The organism is Luteimonas yanweni (genome assembly GCF_039548475.1).
Lineage (GTDB): Bacteria > Pseudomonadota > Gammaproteobacteria > Xanthomonadales > Xanthomonadaceae > Luteimonas.
In genome coordinates this window covers 591,150-605,214 of sequence record NZ_JBCLVC010000008.1, presented here as the reverse complement: position 1 = coordinate 605,214, position 14,065 = coordinate 591,150, and the positions used below count along the sequence as shown (strand labels likewise).

Annotated in this window: 19 protein-coding genes; 8 read left to right on the top strand and 11 right to left on the bottom strand. The window is 66.8% G+C overall.

All coding sequences use genetic code 11. The features are described from left to right. Nucleotides 1-172: 172 nt before the first annotated feature. From WCE39_RS06860 to WCE39_RS06850, 3 genes are read right to left on the bottom strand one after another with little or no spacing between them, the layout of a single operon-like run. Nucleotides 173-607, bottom strand: coding sequence for a hypothetical protein (locus WCE39_RS06860; protein WP_343275924.1), 435 nt, complete (start codon nt 605-607; stop codon nt 173-175). Continuing rightward, nucleotides 604-822 carry a hypothetical protein gene (locus WCE39_RS06855; protein WP_343275923.1) on the bottom strand — a complete coding sequence of 73 codons (219 nt, stop codon included), beginning with the start codon at nt 820-822 and terminating at the stop codon, nt 604-606. The genes WCE39_RS06860 and WCE39_RS06855 overlap by 4 nt, the downstream gene beginning before the upstream one ends. After that, nucleotides 819-1,874, bottom strand: coding sequence for a nuclease-related domain-containing protein (locus tag WCE39_RS06850; RefSeq protein ID WP_343275922.1), 1,056 nt, complete (start codon nt 1,872-1,874; stop codon nt 819-821). Before WCE39_RS06850 ends, WCE39_RS06855 begins: the two co-directional genes overlap by 4 nt. A 74-nt stretch (nt 1,875-1,948) precedes the next feature. On the opposite strand from WCE39_RS06850, the gene WCE39_RS06845 reads away from it, so the two are divergent. Further along, nucleotides 1,949-2,347, top strand: a complete 399-nt coding sequence (locus tag WCE39_RS06845) for an exonuclease/endonuclease/phosphatase family protein (RefSeq protein WP_343275921.1) — start codon at nt 1,949-1,951, stop codon at nt 2,345-2,347. Nucleotides 2,348-2,434: 87 nt separating this feature from the next. Here the strand turns inward: WCE39_RS06845 and WCE39_RS06840 are convergent, their stop codons facing one another. Continuing rightward, entirely contained in the window at nt 2,435-2,752 is a 318-nt protein-coding gene (locus tag WCE39_RS06840; RefSeq protein WP_343275920.1) for an HPF/RaiA family ribosome-associated protein, read from the bottom strand. 123 nt (nt 2,753-2,875) lie between these two features. On the opposite strand from WCE39_RS06840, the gene WCE39_RS06835 reads away from it, so the two are divergent. After that, complete coding sequence (locus WCE39_RS06835) at nt 2,876-3,067, top strand: hypothetical protein (protein WP_343275919.1); 192 nt, start codon at nt 2,876-2,878, stop codon at nt 3,065-3,067. Between the two features lie 27 nt (nt 3,068-3,094). On the opposite strand, the gene WCE39_RS06830 is transcribed toward WCE39_RS06835, so the two are convergent. Then, nucleotides 3,095-3,517, bottom strand: a complete 423-nt coding sequence (locus WCE39_RS06830; protein WP_343275918.1) for a hypothetical protein — start codon at nt 3,515-3,517, stop codon at nt 3,095-3,097. 85 nt (nt 3,518-3,602) lie between these two features. On the opposite strand from WCE39_RS06830, the gene WCE39_RS06825 reads away from it, so the two are divergent. Together WCE39_RS06825 and WCE39_RS06820 are read left to right on the top strand one after the other, a co-directional pair. Next, on the top strand, nt 3,603-4,565 hold the full coding sequence (locus WCE39_RS06825; RefSeq protein ID WP_343275917.1) for a restriction endonuclease: 963 nt from the start codon (nt 3,603-3,605) through the stop codon (nt 4,563-4,565). A 175-nt stretch (nt 4,566-4,740) separates the two neighbouring features. After that, nucleotides 4,741-5,886 (top strand): hypothetical protein, encoded by a 1,146-nt coding sequence (locus WCE39_RS06820; RefSeq protein WP_343275916.1) that lies wholly within the window; start codon nt 4,741-4,743, stop codon nt 5,884-5,886. A 76-nt stretch (nt 5,887-5,962) separates the two neighbouring features. Here WCE39_RS06820 and WCE39_RS06815 read toward each other — a convergent pair whose 3' ends face one another. Further along, on the bottom strand, nt 5,963-6,748 hold the full coding sequence (locus tag WCE39_RS06815) for an oxygenase MpaB family protein (protein ID WP_343275915.1): 786 nt from the start codon (nt 6,746-6,748) through the stop codon (nt 5,963-5,965). Between the two features lie 295 nt (nt 6,749-7,043). Between WCE39_RS06815 and WCE39_RS06810 the strand changes: the two genes are divergently transcribed. The 3 genes from WCE39_RS06810 (at nt 7,044) to WCE39_RS06800 (ending at nt 8,777) form a co-directional block, all read left to right on the top strand. Next, nucleotides 7,044-7,412, top strand: coding sequence for a SpoIIAA family protein (locus WCE39_RS06810; protein WP_343275914.1), 369 nt, complete (start codon nt 7,044-7,046; stop codon nt 7,410-7,412). 110 nt (nt 7,413-7,522) lie between these two features. Continuing rightward, nucleotides 7,523-7,819 carry a hypothetical protein gene (locus WCE39_RS06805; protein WP_343275913.1) on the top strand — a complete coding sequence of 99 codons (297 nt, stop codon included), beginning with the start codon at nt 7,523-7,525 and terminating at the stop codon, nt 7,817-7,819. A gap of 118 nt (nt 7,820-7,937) precedes the next feature. Further along, nucleotides 7,938-8,777, top strand: coding sequence for an amidohydrolase family protein (locus tag WCE39_RS06800; RefSeq protein WP_343275912.1), 840 nt, complete (start codon nt 7,938-7,940; stop codon nt 8,775-8,777). 248 nt (nt 8,778-9,025) lie between these two features. Here WCE39_RS06800 and WCE39_RS06795 read toward each other — a convergent pair whose 3' ends face one another. The 4 genes from WCE39_RS06795 to WCE39_RS06780 all read right to left on the bottom strand — a co-directional run bounded on the left by WCE39_RS06795 (nt 9,026) and on the right by WCE39_RS06780 (nt 11,983). Further along, complete coding sequence (locus WCE39_RS06795) at nt 9,026-9,454, bottom strand: hypothetical protein (protein ID WP_343275911.1); 429 nt, start codon at nt 9,452-9,454, stop codon at nt 9,026-9,028. Next, nucleotides 9,408-10,388, bottom strand: coding sequence for a peptidoglycan recognition protein family protein (locus tag WCE39_RS06790; RefSeq protein WP_343275910.1), 981 nt, complete (start codon nt 10,386-10,388; stop codon nt 9,408-9,410). Before WCE39_RS06790 ends, WCE39_RS06795 begins: the two co-directional genes overlap by 47 nt. A gap of 256 nt (nt 10,389-10,644) precedes the next feature. Continuing rightward, nucleotides 10,645-11,343, bottom strand: coding sequence for an SIMPL domain-containing protein (locus WCE39_RS06785; RefSeq protein ID WP_343275909.1), 699 nt, complete (start codon nt 11,341-11,343; stop codon nt 10,645-10,647). A gap of 79 nt (nt 11,344-11,422) precedes the next feature. Further along, the gene (locus WCE39_RS06780) at nt 11,423-11,983 is read right to left on the bottom strand and encodes a hypothetical protein (RefSeq protein WP_343275908.1); all 561 of its coding nucleotides are present in this window, start codon (nt 11,981-11,983) and stop codon (nt 11,423-11,425) included. A 181-nt stretch (nt 11,984-12,164) separates the two neighbouring features. Between WCE39_RS06780 and WCE39_RS06775 the strand changes: the two genes are divergently transcribed. Next, nucleotides 12,165-12,869, top strand: a complete 705-nt coding sequence (locus WCE39_RS06775) for a class I SAM-dependent methyltransferase (protein WP_343275907.1) — start codon at nt 12,165-12,167, stop codon at nt 12,867-12,869. 31 nt (nt 12,870-12,900) lie between these two features. On the opposite strand, the gene WCE39_RS06770 is transcribed toward WCE39_RS06775, so the two are convergent. Continuing rightward, a complete protein-coding gene (locus WCE39_RS06770) occupies nt 12,901-14,064 on the bottom strand; it encodes a threonine aldolase family protein (RefSeq protein WP_343275906.1) in 1,164 nt (387 codons plus the stop codon). Between the last annotated feature and the right edge of the window lies 1 nt (nt 14,065).

Sequence of the window (14,065 nt, the reverse complement as noted above, 5' to 3'; positions counted from 1 at the left end):
TTGCGGAAGGCAACCGATGATGCGGCGTCTGCTATGCAACGAGGCGAGCAAAAAGGGGACGTCGGCCCCGCAGTCGGAGCGAGCTTCGGTCACGCTCAGGCTCGGCCACGCCCAGCCCGCGATCTGCGGCCGGCTGCTGATCTGGCCAACTTATAGGGATCCCACCCAAGGCCTAGCGACACGCCTCGAGGATCTGGACCCAGCCGTTATCGACTTTGCGGAACCGCTTTCCACTGACACAACGCTCGTCGGCAGCCAACGGGCGAGTGGACGCTGCTCGGATACGGGACGGTGTGGCGCGCGTCGTCGGCGAGGGCGCCGGGGTCAGCGAAATCTCACGAAAGACTTGCTCCATCTGCCGCTGCGTCGCCGCTGTTTCGGCCTCCCATTGCTTCATGAGTTGTTGCAGCTCCCATCGAACAAGGAGTCCGACCACGAGGCTGTGGGCCATCATTCCCACGAACACGCCCAGGGCGATCCGCCACCAAAGACCTGCAGAGCGGTGCTCCTCTTCGAGCCGTCCACTGCGTGGACGAGGACGTCGGAACTCAAGCTCGCTCATGTCGACGGAACCGAGGCTCGGCTCATCGCGGTCAATTCGGCTCATCGCGTGGCACCCGCCCGCCTGCGCAAGACAAAGTAGGTCGTGACAATGACGGTGGCCTGGAGCACCGCCAGCGGCAGAAAGAACACATGGGTTGCTGTCCAGAGGAGGCAGAGGCCGGCCGCAACGTTCAGCCAGGCGCGGCCGAGTCTGTGCGCCACCACCAGGATCACGACGAAGAGCAGCTGGTACAGCAGGACCGGGATCGTGAGGATCATGGCGTTGCGGATCCGGAGTCGTTGGTGTGGAACAGGTCGCTGCTGCCGCACGCGTCGCATTCCCGATAGAAGCATTCCTTCTGCTTGCGCAACCGGGGCGAGTGCCCGGGCTTGCAGCTAAAGCGGATTGCTGTGTTCGTGCCGCATCCACCGCACTGGAAGTAGTAGCCGTAGCGCCCGTACTGGATCTGCCCGGACGCGTTTCCGCACTTCTTGCAGGTGGGGCCGGAAAGCGCCGCAGGCGCTTGGGCTGGCGCCGCGCCGCAAGTCGGTTCTATGCGCGGAACCCGTCGGTCGACTCTCTCCGGGGGAACTGCAACGGCGGACGGTACCGGCCCGGTCTCAGCGAACCGCGCGCCAGCGGCCGGACGGTGCAGAGCCGCGAGCTGGCGGGCCACGAACTCCACCGTTTCACCTGAGACGATCTTCGCGGCCATCCGCATCATGCCAATCAGCGGGTTCTCGCTGTCGAAGTCGCGCCAGATGGCCTTCTTGAGCTGGTCTGCCTTGACTACCCTCGAGGTATCGAATTTCCGCGGCCGATCGATGCGGACGTTCGGGCCAACCAGCACGAAGGACTGGAACGCTGGGGGGATCCTGACGCCCAAGCGCGTAGGCAACTCGATGTCGGACATGACGCCCTTGAGCACTTGGATATGGCGTTCGTTCTGCTCGAGAGGCGACGCCATCCCTTCGAAAGTGCGCCGGAAATTGTTCCAGCGCAGGAATTCGCCATCTTCGGTGATCTTGAAGCCGGCGTGGAATTGCTTGGTCTCCAGGACGTAGACGTCCATCCAGCGGTTGATCAGGAGGTGGTCGACCTGAGCGACCCGGCCACCGTGCTCCAGCCTGAGGTCATGGATGACGGCCCAGTTGGGCGATTGCGCATAGTCGAAATTGATCAGGTATGCCGAATCCTTCTCGCCCTTGATCCCGGCCTTGCGTCGGCGCAGTTCGTCCGCAGCTTGCTTGGCATTCGGTCCTTTCTCCGCCGCAAGGCGCCCGAGCGCCTCCAGCTGCGCGGTCTGTCCGTCCGCATCCTTGATCAGCATGATTCACCCCCGTCCCTTGGGCGCAGAATACCGCGAACACGCGTGGCGCCGGGCTCGCAGCTTGGGAATGAACGATGTTGGGTGCTGTCGAACGGCGCGTAGCGCTAGGATACGCAGCGAGCCTGTCCGCCCTAGGCAACCCGCTGTTCGACGCCTTCGTTGAAACCGGCCTGTGGGTGCCGGAGCCGCTGCAGACGGTCAAGACCACGACCGGCAAAACCGCCAAGCACTACGACCAGATCGCCTGGTTCCAGGGCGAGGACTTCGGCCTGAAGCCCAGCGGCCGCGCCGGCTGCATCGACTTCGCCGGCGCGGTGTACCAGGAGCTGTCCAACAGCCAGGTCTCACCGCGCGTGAGCGATCACCTGCCGCTGTGGGTGGAGTTCACCACCGACCGCAGCGAGGAGGGCATGGCGCGGGTGCTGGGGGTGGATATCGATGGGCCGGAGCCGTTTGCGGGGGTGCTGGACTGAGCAGGCGGTAGCCGTCGGCGCCATGGGCTTTGCGTGGGGGCGCTGCGAGTCGACTGGGTGGGGTTGGCTTCATGGAAACCTGGGGGCTCAGTAGCCCCGCTGTTTCTCCACCCAGGCGTCGAGTTTGGTGCGGAGCTTGTCGGCGGCGCCGCGGATGGCCTTTTCCATGTCTTCGTCGTCGTGGCTGGCGCCGATCGGGTCGCCGTCGCGCGGGCGCGCTTCAAGCGCACAGCGCTTGTTGTGAGGGCCGCCCTTGACCGGCGAATTGTTGTCCGACAGGAACACCTCGAGCCGGGTGATGCGGGTGGAAAAGCGCTCCAGGTACTGCTCGATCATCTCGCTCACGCGCTCCTCAAGCGCGTCGGTGCCGTCAATCTGGTTATCTGTGTTCAGCTGGATCTTCAATCGCTTTCTCCGTTGCTTGACCCCATTGAGCGGGTCGGTTCTGTCAGCGGTCACTCTAGCCGACGCCAGCAACTCGTGCCCGGCGAGGGGTGCCGTCCGCGTTACCCTGTGCGCTGGAATTGGATGGCCCTCACGCGACGCCGCTGGCGCACGACGGCTTTGAACAGCTGCTGTCCCGACCATGTGAGCGCGGGCGCGAAGATCGACTTCTTCGAGGAGATGGTGGAGCTGGCCTGGCGGAGCGGCGCGCTCGCGCCGGAGCGGCTGGCGCTGCGTGACGGCCAGACCAGCCCGACTTCGCGCGAACGCAGCTAGCGCCGCCCCAGGGGCGCCGGAGTCATGTCAGGGCTGATAGCACGCCCCGCTGGGATCCACTTCGATCTGGACCAGGTCGCCGCCGGCACCGCCCCAGATATTGCCGTCGGTAAAGATCAGGCAGCCCTCGCCGCGGTAGAGCGCCTGCATGCGACGTGCGTCGTTGCCGTAGTAGAACGGGATCCAGCGCTTGCCGGATTCATAGCTGTGATGGCGATCTGGCACGCGGTCCATGATCTCCTGCACTTCCTGCGGTGACATTCCGATGCGCAGCTTTGCGAAGCCGCTGTCGGGCGCCGCCTGGCCGATGACCTCGCCAGTGAAGCTGCCATCCATCGATCGGGTCTCCACCCCGCGCGGCGCGTCCGCACCCCGGTCGTTGCCCGTGCTCGCGCAGGCGGCCAGCAGGAGCACGCTCGCGCCCGTCACGGACTTGAATACCTTGTTCATCCCCATCTTCCCCCTTGGTCATGGAGTGCGAAGTCTGCCAGAGATCGCCGAATCCGGGATCTCTCAAGTTTCATCCGTGGTTGTCATGGCTGACGTCGATGGCATGCCATCTGCTTGTATACCGGCAACGGAAATGGAGATGTGGGCGATGGGACTGAAGCGCGTCAGGGAACGACGGAACGATGCACTGGCCGGCGAGGACTGGGCCCGGGTCGAACGCCTGCTGGCGGACTACTACCGGGGCCAAAGCTATGCGGTGGAGCACTGCGGCACGGGCGGCCGCGCTGCGCGCTTCGACGGCGGGGTCGACCTCCGGCTCCGGCGTGACGGCGAGACCATCCTCGTCCAATGCAAGCACTGGAACGCCTATCAGGTCCCGCACAACGCTGTGCACCAGTTGCTCGGCATCATGGTCAACGAGCAGGCGACCGGTGCGATCGTGGTGACCAGCGGTGAATTCACCCGCGCGGCGATCGAAGCGGCCACGCGCCACGGCCATGTGCAGTTGGTCGATGGCGACGATCTCCGCAGGATGCTGGGAGCCGGTTTCAACCGGCCAGCCGCGGGGGCATGGGCGCCTGCGGGACGTGATGATCGCTGGAAGGAAAGGTCCGGATCGTTCGGCACATGGGCCGCAGAGCGCCTTGTGTCCGCGGCCGAAGACCGGATCCGTGGCGGCGGAAAGCGACGCGGAATGTCCATTGTCGCCGCCGGCGCGTGGTCCGGGCTGGCTGCCATCCTGATCAAGTTCATTCTGGCGATCGCGCTGCTGTTCTTCATGAGCGCGGCTCTGCAGCGCGCCATCCGGAGCATTGCGCCGGTACAGCCGCAGGCTTCTACGACGCAGGCGACCCGGCAGCAGGGCCCTGCCGACTCGACGCTGGTGCACGAGTCCCCGACCCGGGCACCGCCTACGGCCACGATCCACCTGCCGACACCCCAGGAGATCGAGGATCAGCGTCGCCGCAGCGCGGAATCGATGGAAATCCTCAGCGCATCTACACCGGAGCTCCCGGACGATCCTCGCCGCCGAAGCGTGCTGCAGTAGCGCGCCGGCTTACTGCGAAATCCCGGACACCGCCGGCGCCCGCTTGATGAAGTCGATTCTCGGCTGCAGATAACGGGTTCACGCTGCACAGGACCGCGCCTGTGCGCATTGCGGGGCCGTCACCGTGCGGAATGAGAGAGAATCCACCCAGTAGGCAGCGTTCAAGGGGGACGCAGTGGATGTCACGGTTTGGCTGGCCTGCAACGGGCATCACCTCAAGGGCAGCCTGTACGAAGAGATGTTCGTCCAGAACGTCCTGACACGCGTCAGAGAACTCGATTTCCGCGCGCTGAGCGCCCAGTACCGTTTCATGGACGATGACGGACGAACCCGATACTGCGACTTTGTGATCCAGGAAGGAGAGGGGGTCCGGATCGCGATCGAGGTGGACGGGTACGACAAGCGCGGCACCGGCCACGGGATGTCGCGCAGCGACTTCCTGGACTGGCAGCGGCGGCAGGCAAGCCTGGTGGCCCAGGGCTGGCGGGTGATCCGGTTCGCGAACGTGGATGTAAGGGACAACGCACTGCGGTGCGCCGAGCTGCTCGGTCTGTTGCTTCGCGACGAGCGATCGAAGGAGTCGCACTCGCGAAGCCTTGAACAGCGAATCCGTGAGCTGGAGACGGCGCAGCAGTTGAAGGTTGCCGAGGAGCGCGCCAGCTACGGGGAGGAGCGCAAGGAGCTCGAGCTGCTGAAGGCGGAGCTGGTGCAGGCCAGGCAGACCCGGAAGCTGTCGCAGGAAGAGAGCAGGCGGCTTGAGGAACTTGAGCAGGCCCAGCTGCAGGTCAAGATGCTGGAGAGGGAGACAAACATCATGAAGACCACGATCTGGGCGTTCACGCTGCTGCTTGTTGTGGTGCTGGTCCTGGTGTTCCAAGGCCGCGTCCCGTCGAATGATCAAGCAGCAGCCGGTCGCGACGTTTCGCAACTGCAGGGGGCGCAAGTGGCGGCGGACCTCGACGCCGCAGCGGCACGTGCCCAACCTGCGCCTTCATTGGCAGGCAGCTCCTGCGAGCAACCGCTTCCCTGGGGTATGGCCCGAGACCATGTTGGCAAGGTGGTCGCGATAGCGGGACCCGTGGTTCGGGTCGGCATCCGCGATGACGTGCGCGGGCGGCCGGTGTTCATCACGATGGGACAAGCGTTCCCTTCACGGCAGCGGGTGGACCTTGTGATCTGGCAGGACACGCGCTCCGAGTTCCTCCCTTTGCTTGAGCAGGGCTTGGAAGGCCGCGACGTTTGCGCGTTCGCCGAGGTCGGCCAGAGAGAGGGGATTCCGCAGCTGGTGCTCAGGGACCGGAGTGAGCTGAAGCTGAGGTAGGGTCTTGTCACTTGAATTCAGCTTCGCGGATGCCGAGCGCGCGTTCGTCAGCAGGGCCAGTCGCGCGCCTTCGACCTCAGTCCCCCACCTGCGCCAGGTAATGCTTCGCCGGCCAGTGGCGCAGCACCTCCGGGATCCTCCAGTAGACCTTCGGCGCCCAGTGCGTGAACCGCTGCCAGCGCCGTTCGTCGCGTGCGCTCCACGGCAGGCCGTACATCGCGCGCAGTGGGGGTGGCAGCAACCCGCGGGTCACGAAACGCTGCAGCGGCATGGCCGGACGCAGGTACCAGGGCGCGTGGCCCCCGTGCAGCACGGCCTGCATGTAGCGGCGGACGTCGTCGTCGACGGACAGCTGCGCCAGCTGCGCGTGCCACCAGCGGTCGAACGCGGCCGCATCGGGCGGCCAGCTGCTGTCGTCGACCTGCAGCGTGCGGCCGAACGCCCAGGCCTCGCGGTAGAGGGCATCGCGATCGGCCTCCGGCACCGGCCCTTCGAAGAGGTGGAACACATCCAGCGCGCCTCGGTAGAGCGTGGCGGCGACCCATAGCTGCAGGCCGGTATCGAACGCGCTGTAGCCCGGGCCTTTCACCGGCACGTGCGCGCGGTTGACGTGGCGCGCGACGGCCGCGCGCTGTGCGTCGCTGCCCAGGGTGACGGCGTAGACGTAGGCCATGGTGGCGCGCAGGCGCTCGAGCGGGCGCTCCAGGGTGGCGCTGTGCCCGGCCACGCCGCGGCCGACGCCGGGGTTCGCCATCTGCCAGGCCACGGTGGCGCCGGCGCCGAAGTAGATGTAGGCCTCGCGGTTGATGCGGGCGAGGGTGACGCGGTCGGCGGCAGGCCCTGGGGCCGCCTCCCTACGCAACCCGCCCACCGTTGGAGGCAGCGCCCACCCGGTTGATCGGGCCGACCAGTCCGGTGCCGCCCGTCATCAGGATGCGCATGTGTGCCTCGATCGGAAGGGGATGGTCGGAGTCTAGCCGCCGGTCAGGGCGCGATGTGTGCCCGCGGGCGCACCAGGCCCACGATGCGGCCGCCGGGCTGGTGGCTTCCGTCGACAATACCCCTACGCTTTCCCGAGGCCGGGCCCGTTTAACCTGTCGATCCCCATGCAACGTCCGGGCACGGTTTCCGCGGCCGGCATTCGACGGAGGCTCGCAATGCTTCAATTCATCCCCAGCGCCGACAACGTCATCGCGGTGTCCATCGAGCACCGGATCACCAGCGCCGATCTCGTCGCCATGATGGACCGGCTGGATGCCTGCCTGGCAGCAAACGACACGGTGCACGTGTTCGTGGAAACCCGTTCGCTGGATGCCATCGAGGTCTCCGGCCTGGGCGCGCACATTGCCCGGGCCATGCCTCTGTTCGGTCAGCTGCGACGCTTCGGGCGGGTCGCGGTGGTCGCCGACCAGGCTTGGGTGCGCGCGGGGACGCGCATCGAGAGCGCGCTGCTGCCGTTCGTCAGCTACCGGGTGTTCAAGCCGGCAGAGCGGGACGAAGCGCTGGCCTGGGTGCGGGAAGGCTGAGCCGCGTCGGCCGGATACGACGCAGGAACTGCTGAGCTGTTTCGGCGGATACGCAGGCGTCTCGCTGCTTGAGACCGGTTCCGGGCAAGTTGCCGGAACCCTGTTCCTCCATGGACGAGAACGACATGTCACAGCGTACGAATTTGCTCGTGTCTGCATTGCTCCTCGTCGCGCTTTCAGGGCCGGCCGTCGCCTTCGACAGCTACGCGTTTTCCCGTGGCGTGGTCACCACGGGCGACAGCACATCGGCGCTGATCCAGCGCGGCGGTAATCCTGATCGCATCGTCACCCTCGAGAATCATCGCGGTGCTGCGGTCGGCGAGCGCTGGGAATATCACCTTCGCGACAAACAGGTGAACTTCACGGTTACCGGCGGTCGGGTGGTGAAGGTGGAGGAGATCCGCTGACGCAGCGATGTCGGGTGCGGGAGCTGCCGGGGAAGAGTGCGTGTTGGCGGTTACCTGCCTGTCCCGCGCACCGAACGCCGCCGGGCGGTATCGTCCCGTGACCACGCCGGAGACGCCCATGCCAAGACTGCTGTTCTTCCTGTTGATACTGCTGACCGGCGGCGCCGCCGCCTCCGGCCCCGTCTTCGACGTACACGTACACATTCGCAATGGCGAACCGTCGCTCCAGGACTACCTGGCGGACGTCGAGTCGTCCGGAGTGGAGCTGTCCGGCCTTGGCGCGATGTGGTTCGGCGGTCCGCACCAGGCCCGCCATGGCGAACTGGACGCGATCCGCACCGGCAACGACAGCATCATCGCACTGGCCAAGGCGCATCCGCAGGTGGTGCCCATCGCCACCGTCCATCCCTACGACGAAGCCGCCGCGATCACCGAGCTGGAGCGTGTCGCCGCCGCAGGCGTGCGCGTGCTGAAGCTGCACGCGCACACGCAGGGCTTCGACGTGTCCGATCCCAGGGTTGAGGTGCTGGTGCGTCGGGCCGGGGAGCTGGACATGGTCGTGCTGACGGACAACGCCAACATCCTGCCCGGCGACACCGAGAAGCTGTTCAACCTGGTGCTGCGGGTGCCGGGCACGAAGTTCATCCTCGCCCACATCGGCGGGATGAACTTCCGCTACTGGAACATCGTGGCGCTGGCGCGGACCGCCGACGGGTTCGCGATGGACAACCTGTATTTCGACATCTCCGGACCGGTGCTGCTGGCGCCGGGCTCGCCGATCGAGGACGAGTTCGTCTGGACGCTCCGCAACGTGGGCATCGACCACGTGCTGCTGGGCTCCGACTACCCGCAGATGGGCCTGGGCGCGGCGGTGGATGCGCTGGAGCGGCTTGATCTGACCGGGGCGGAGAAGGAAAAGATCCGCCGGGGCAACGCGGCCCGGCTGTTCGGGCTGTGAACCGCACTCCGCACCGGAGCAGGCGGGTGCCGTCCCTTTGTACTGCGGCGTGGTGCTGCGCCGGCTATGCCGCGCGCGGACGCACTGTGCGTTCGATCTCGGCCAGCGTGGCAAGCGTTTTCAGGTCGTAGACATTCTGCAGCGCCAGCCACGAGGCGGGATTGCCGCCGAAGTGGCGCGCCAGGCGCGCGGCGGTGTCCGCGGTGATACCGCGGCGCTCGTTTAGTTGGTCTTGACGCCGCCGCCGCTCAGTTCTCGGAGACGATTTCCGGCATGAGGATCACCAGTGGCTCGCACGCGCTGCGAGCGCATCCCAGCAGGCGGACATCCTCACCGGAGCGCCAGGTGCTGGTGCCCGCGCCGTTGATCTCGAACGTCCACTCGCGGCCTTCGGCCTGCAGGCGGCCCTTGATCGAGCACGGCAGCCAGTGGAAATCGTTGAGCCGGCCTTCTGGAAGTTGCTCGCTCAGGCCAAAGAAGGTCTCTGCCTGATGATGGTCGAGCGACCAGGCACCACATGCGTCCGCTTCGGCCTGGGATGCCCGGGAAGCGTCTGTGGGTTGGTAGCGGGCCGGTGAAATCTCCAGCACATTGACGTCTGTCAGGGAATCAGGTGCGCGGGGGCTGGCGCTATCGTTGCGGGCCTGCGGCTGGCACGCGCCCAGCATCGGCAGCATCAGGACCCAAGCCAGGTGGGGCAGGAACGTAAAGGCCGGCGCCTTCGCCGGGTGTCTTGCGTGAAATGGCGTCATGTTCGTAAACATCCTCGTCGGTCAGTCCAAAGTTGCGCTGCAGGGATTCCATCAGACGGTTGATTGCAGCGGTCTGTTCGGGCGTCGGCTCGTCCCAGCGCTGCGTCGCCGGGTGATAGCGGCCGACCACTTCGATGCCGATGCTGTCGGCGTTGCCCGGATAGCGTTCCGGGTAGGGCCGGCTGGATTCGATCCGGCTGACGGCGCGCACGGCGGGGCCACGCCATTCAGTCTGGCCATTGCGTGCGGCATCGAGTTCGCGCCGGTCGTCCATGGTGATGGTGCCCTCGACTTCCCCGCGCGACCGGATCGCGCCGACATGCCAGGCCTGGCGGTCGACGCTGACGGTCTGGTGGATCGTGCCGTCGCGGTCGATCAGGAAATGCGCGCCGGTTCCCGCGTCCCGGGAGCGCCAAGTGGACAGCGTGCTGGCAGCCGTGCTCGATTCCGTGCGATGCAGGACAACGCCGTTGACCTGGGGTATGGGCGCGTGGGAGATGGCGGGAATCGGCGTCTGCGTAATGCCAGGGTCCGTCAGGTAGCCCGTGTGGTCGATCGTCGTGTGACGGCCGAATGGCATCAGGGTCCGGTTTGCAGGGCGATCCCCGGCCGTTATCGGCGTGCTGAAGAGGAGGATGCTGGGATCACTGGTGTGGGAGTGGTAGCCGCTTTGCGGGGCCGCGAACAGGGATGGTCGCTGGGCCATCGGGTCGCCGGCAAGCACGCGGCCCAAATCGCTTGCCAGCATGTGCGGCTGCTTGGTGCGGAGATCCGCATAAAGGGCGGCGGCCAGGTTTGAAGCCTGCGCCGGATCCCAGCGGTCGAGCGCCGCGACACCCGCGAGGAGTCGCTGGTACATCTCGTGGTCCGGGTGCAGCGGGTCCGACGGCAGGCGGGCTGTGCTTGAGCCGGTCAAGTCGATCCTCCATGTCGACGAGGGGCATCACCGCTTGGTGCAATGGCCCCCTGGGCAATCCCGAGCCTAGTCTGTTCTGGCGTTCGGAAACCTCGCCATGGTCGCGAATCCGCGTAGGGACTTCCCGGATTGAAGATCAATGCATGCTCCGAGCCTCTGGCGCTGCGCGGGTCGCTTCGCCTGCACCAGGGACTCCGGCTTACCGCACGATTTCAAACACCGCCGACACCCGCTCGGTGAAGTCGATCCTGGGCTGCAGGTATCGCCCGCTGTCCATGCGCGTGCCCGTGACCTGGATGCGATCCAGCGTTGTGTTTCCGTACCCATCCGCCTGCATCGAATTCAGGCTGTTGATGCTGTACACCGGCCCGAGGCGGCCGCCGAAGGCCACGGCCAGGCCGCCGGCCTTCTCGCGGGCATCCGCCACCGCCTGCGCCCGCGCGTCTTCGCGCAGGCGGGTTTCCCGGCTGGACTTGAAGCTGACGTCCGACACATCGGTGAAGCCCGCTGCCATCGCGGCGTCCATCCACGCACCCAGCCGCTCGAGGTCATCGATGCGCACCTTCACTTCGCGGCTGGCGACGTGGGCCGAGGGCAGGCGGCGGTCGTTGTCGTCGTACTCCTCGTCCTCGCGCAGGGCCAGGTCGGAGGCGGTGATGTCGTCGGCTGCCACGTCGTAGTCGGGCGCCACCTTGAGCAAGGCAGCGACCGCGCGGTCGACCACTCGTTTGGCTTCGCCCGCATCCGCGGAGCGGTGACGCGCGACCATGGACACCGTGGCCGAGTCGGGCGCCACGCTGACCAAGCCTTCGCCCTGGACGACCACGTGCGGTGCGTCCGGGAGTGGCGTGCCGGCCAGGGCTACAGCGGAGAACAGCGGGAGGAGGGCGGTGATCATCCATGGGCGCATGGCAGTGGCTCGTCTTGGAGGAATGGGAAAAATGTGCAGGAGACGAACGCGGCCCAGTGCAGCGTTGTCAGCGCCCGTGCTGCGCCGTCAGCCCGATCACGTCACTCCAGAGCGGCACCAGCGTGTCCATGCTGCGGCGGAGCGCGGCGGCCGATTCGGGCGGCAGGGTGGCGAAGGGATCGCCTTCCAGCTTCGCCTTCCACTCCGGCGCGGCCTCCAGGTCGATCGAGCGCGGCGGGCCGATCTCGCCCTTGAAGTTGAGGATGGTGAACACCGGCTCGACCTGCTGCTCCACGGCGCGGTACTCGTCGACCGTCATGCCGGCGGCTTCCAGCACTTCGCCGGTTTCACCATCGAGGTCGTGGATGCTTATGGTCACGCCGTAGTGGGTGCCGCGGCCGGGGCGACGGATGATTTCGGCCTGCTTGGCGAGTGCGCGGCCGTAGGCGTCGAGGTTGGCGTCGGTCAGGACGGCTGGGCGGGCAGCGCTGTCCTTCGCGTTGCTGGCGTTGGACGACGCGGAGGGTACGGTGGCGGTTGCGGCATCGTCATCGGCGGTCGGCGCGCAGGCGGTGGCCAGCGCCACGACCAACAGGGCGGCCAGGCAGGCAGCGGCGGATCGTTCCATGATGTTCTCCGGGGTTGCGTGAGCAGACCTTAACGCGAAACCCCGCGGCGTCCGGCAACGCGCGACGTCGCGCGAAGGGAAGCACGCTGCGGATTGGCGATCCTGGCCATGTGATCGGCTATGACGTCCACGACCCCCAGTCGGTTCCGAGTGTAGTTCGCGGGCGGTTAACATCGCCCACATGGATGCCAGCCAGATCGTTGAACTGTTCGACCAGATGGCGCCGGGATACGACCAGCAGTGGTCGCGCACCGCCGCCATCCGCGACTGCCTCTACTTCCTGCTCGATCCAATGCTCGCCGGGCTGCCTGCCGATGCGCGGGTGCTGTGCGTGGGCGCGGGCACGGGCGTGGAAATGGCGCATCTTGCGCAGGCGTTCCCGACGTGGACCTTCACCGCGCTGGAGCCATCGGGCCGGATGCTCGAAGCCTGCCGTGCACGCGCCGAAGCGGAAGGCTTCGCCGATCGCTGCCACTTCCACGAAGGCTTCGTCGACTCGCTGCCGGCCGGGGCGCACTACGACGCCGCCACCTGCTTCCTGGTCTCGCAGTTCCTTGTCGACCGCGCACAGCGCGTGCGCTTCTTCGCCGAGATTGCCGCACGCCTGCGCGCCGGCGGCCTGCTGGCGAGTTCGGACCTCGCCTCCGACGTGGCCTCGCCCGCGTATGGGGTGCTGCTGCCGGCCTGGCTGCGGATGATGTCCGCGGCCGAGGTGCCGGCGGAGGCCATAGAACGCGCCCGCGTGGCCTATACCCGGGACGTGGCGGTCCTGCCTCCGGCGGATGTTGCATCCATCATCGCGTCCGGCGGCTTCGATACGCCGGTCCAGTTCTTCCAGGCCGGGCTGATCCATGCCTGGGTCTCGCGGCGCAGCGGGGTTACCTGACGGTTGCTTCCGGGCACCGTCCCCGCCGCGATCAATCTTCTCGACCACCAGCCGCGTTGATGAACATCCCGGCCAGGGTGTCCGCCGATACCCGCAGCAGCGTCGGGTTGACCTGCATCGCGAACCTGCCGCTGTCCGGATGGCCGTGGGACAGTACGACACCCTGCTTCGCGAGGCGTTCGCGGAGCAGGTCAGCGCCCACCCCGGTCACCGTCATGAAGAAGCGACTGGTACCGTGAGGAAGTTTCTCGAACGAGAACCGGCTGTCGTCCTGCAGCAGTGCAATCAACCGGTCGGCGACCTGCCATGACTTCGCGTAGTCCTCCAGGTAGCTATCGACGTAGCGCAGCGCCACCGCGGCCGCCGGCCAGGCATGGGGCAGGGCGCCGCCGAACATGCGCCGCTGGTGGTACAGGCCCTCGATGAAGCCGGCATCCCCGGCGAGGATCGCGCCGGACCCGGCGTTGAAGTGCTTCCACAGCGAGATATACACCGTGTCGAACAGCGCGCTGTACTCGTGGAGGCTCCTGCCCGAGTGGAGTGGCAGGTTGAACATCCGCGCCCCGTCCAGATGCAGGCGGATGCCGCGCTCGCGGGCAAGGCTGCTGACGCGGCGGAGTTCATCGAAGTCGGCCATCTCATGGTGCCGTCGCCGCACCGGTGACTCGATGGCAATGACGCCGACGCGGGTCTCGACCCGGCCGCTGTCGGCGCGCCGCAGCCAGCGCTCCACCTCGTCGACAGGCAGGGTGCTGCTTCCCTCGGCGAGAGGCACGAGGTTCAGCCCGCTGAGGGTTTGCGCACAGTCCCCGCTGTCGTTGTAGAGATGGCTTTCCGCCTGCACCAGCACGCGGCGGTCAGCTCCGGCGAGCTTGCGCACCGCGAGGTGGTTCGCCAGCGTTCCGGTGGGCAGGTAGATGGCGTCGTCCTTGCCGAGCAGGCGGGCGAACCTGCGTTCGAGTTCGCGGATAACGCCGCCCTGCGAGTAGTAGTCCGGGGCAAAGCCGTCTTCCGCCACGATCCCGCCCAGCAGCGTGGCGTACTCGGCGGGATTGAGACCAAGGCCGTCGGAGGCGAAGTTCACGCCCTTGAACAAGGTTTCGGCTCTGTCGGCCGTGGCAGGCGCGCCCAGCGCGGACAAGGCCGGCGAAGCGGCGGCAACTGCAGTCACGCCAAGGAAGCGGCGACGATCCATG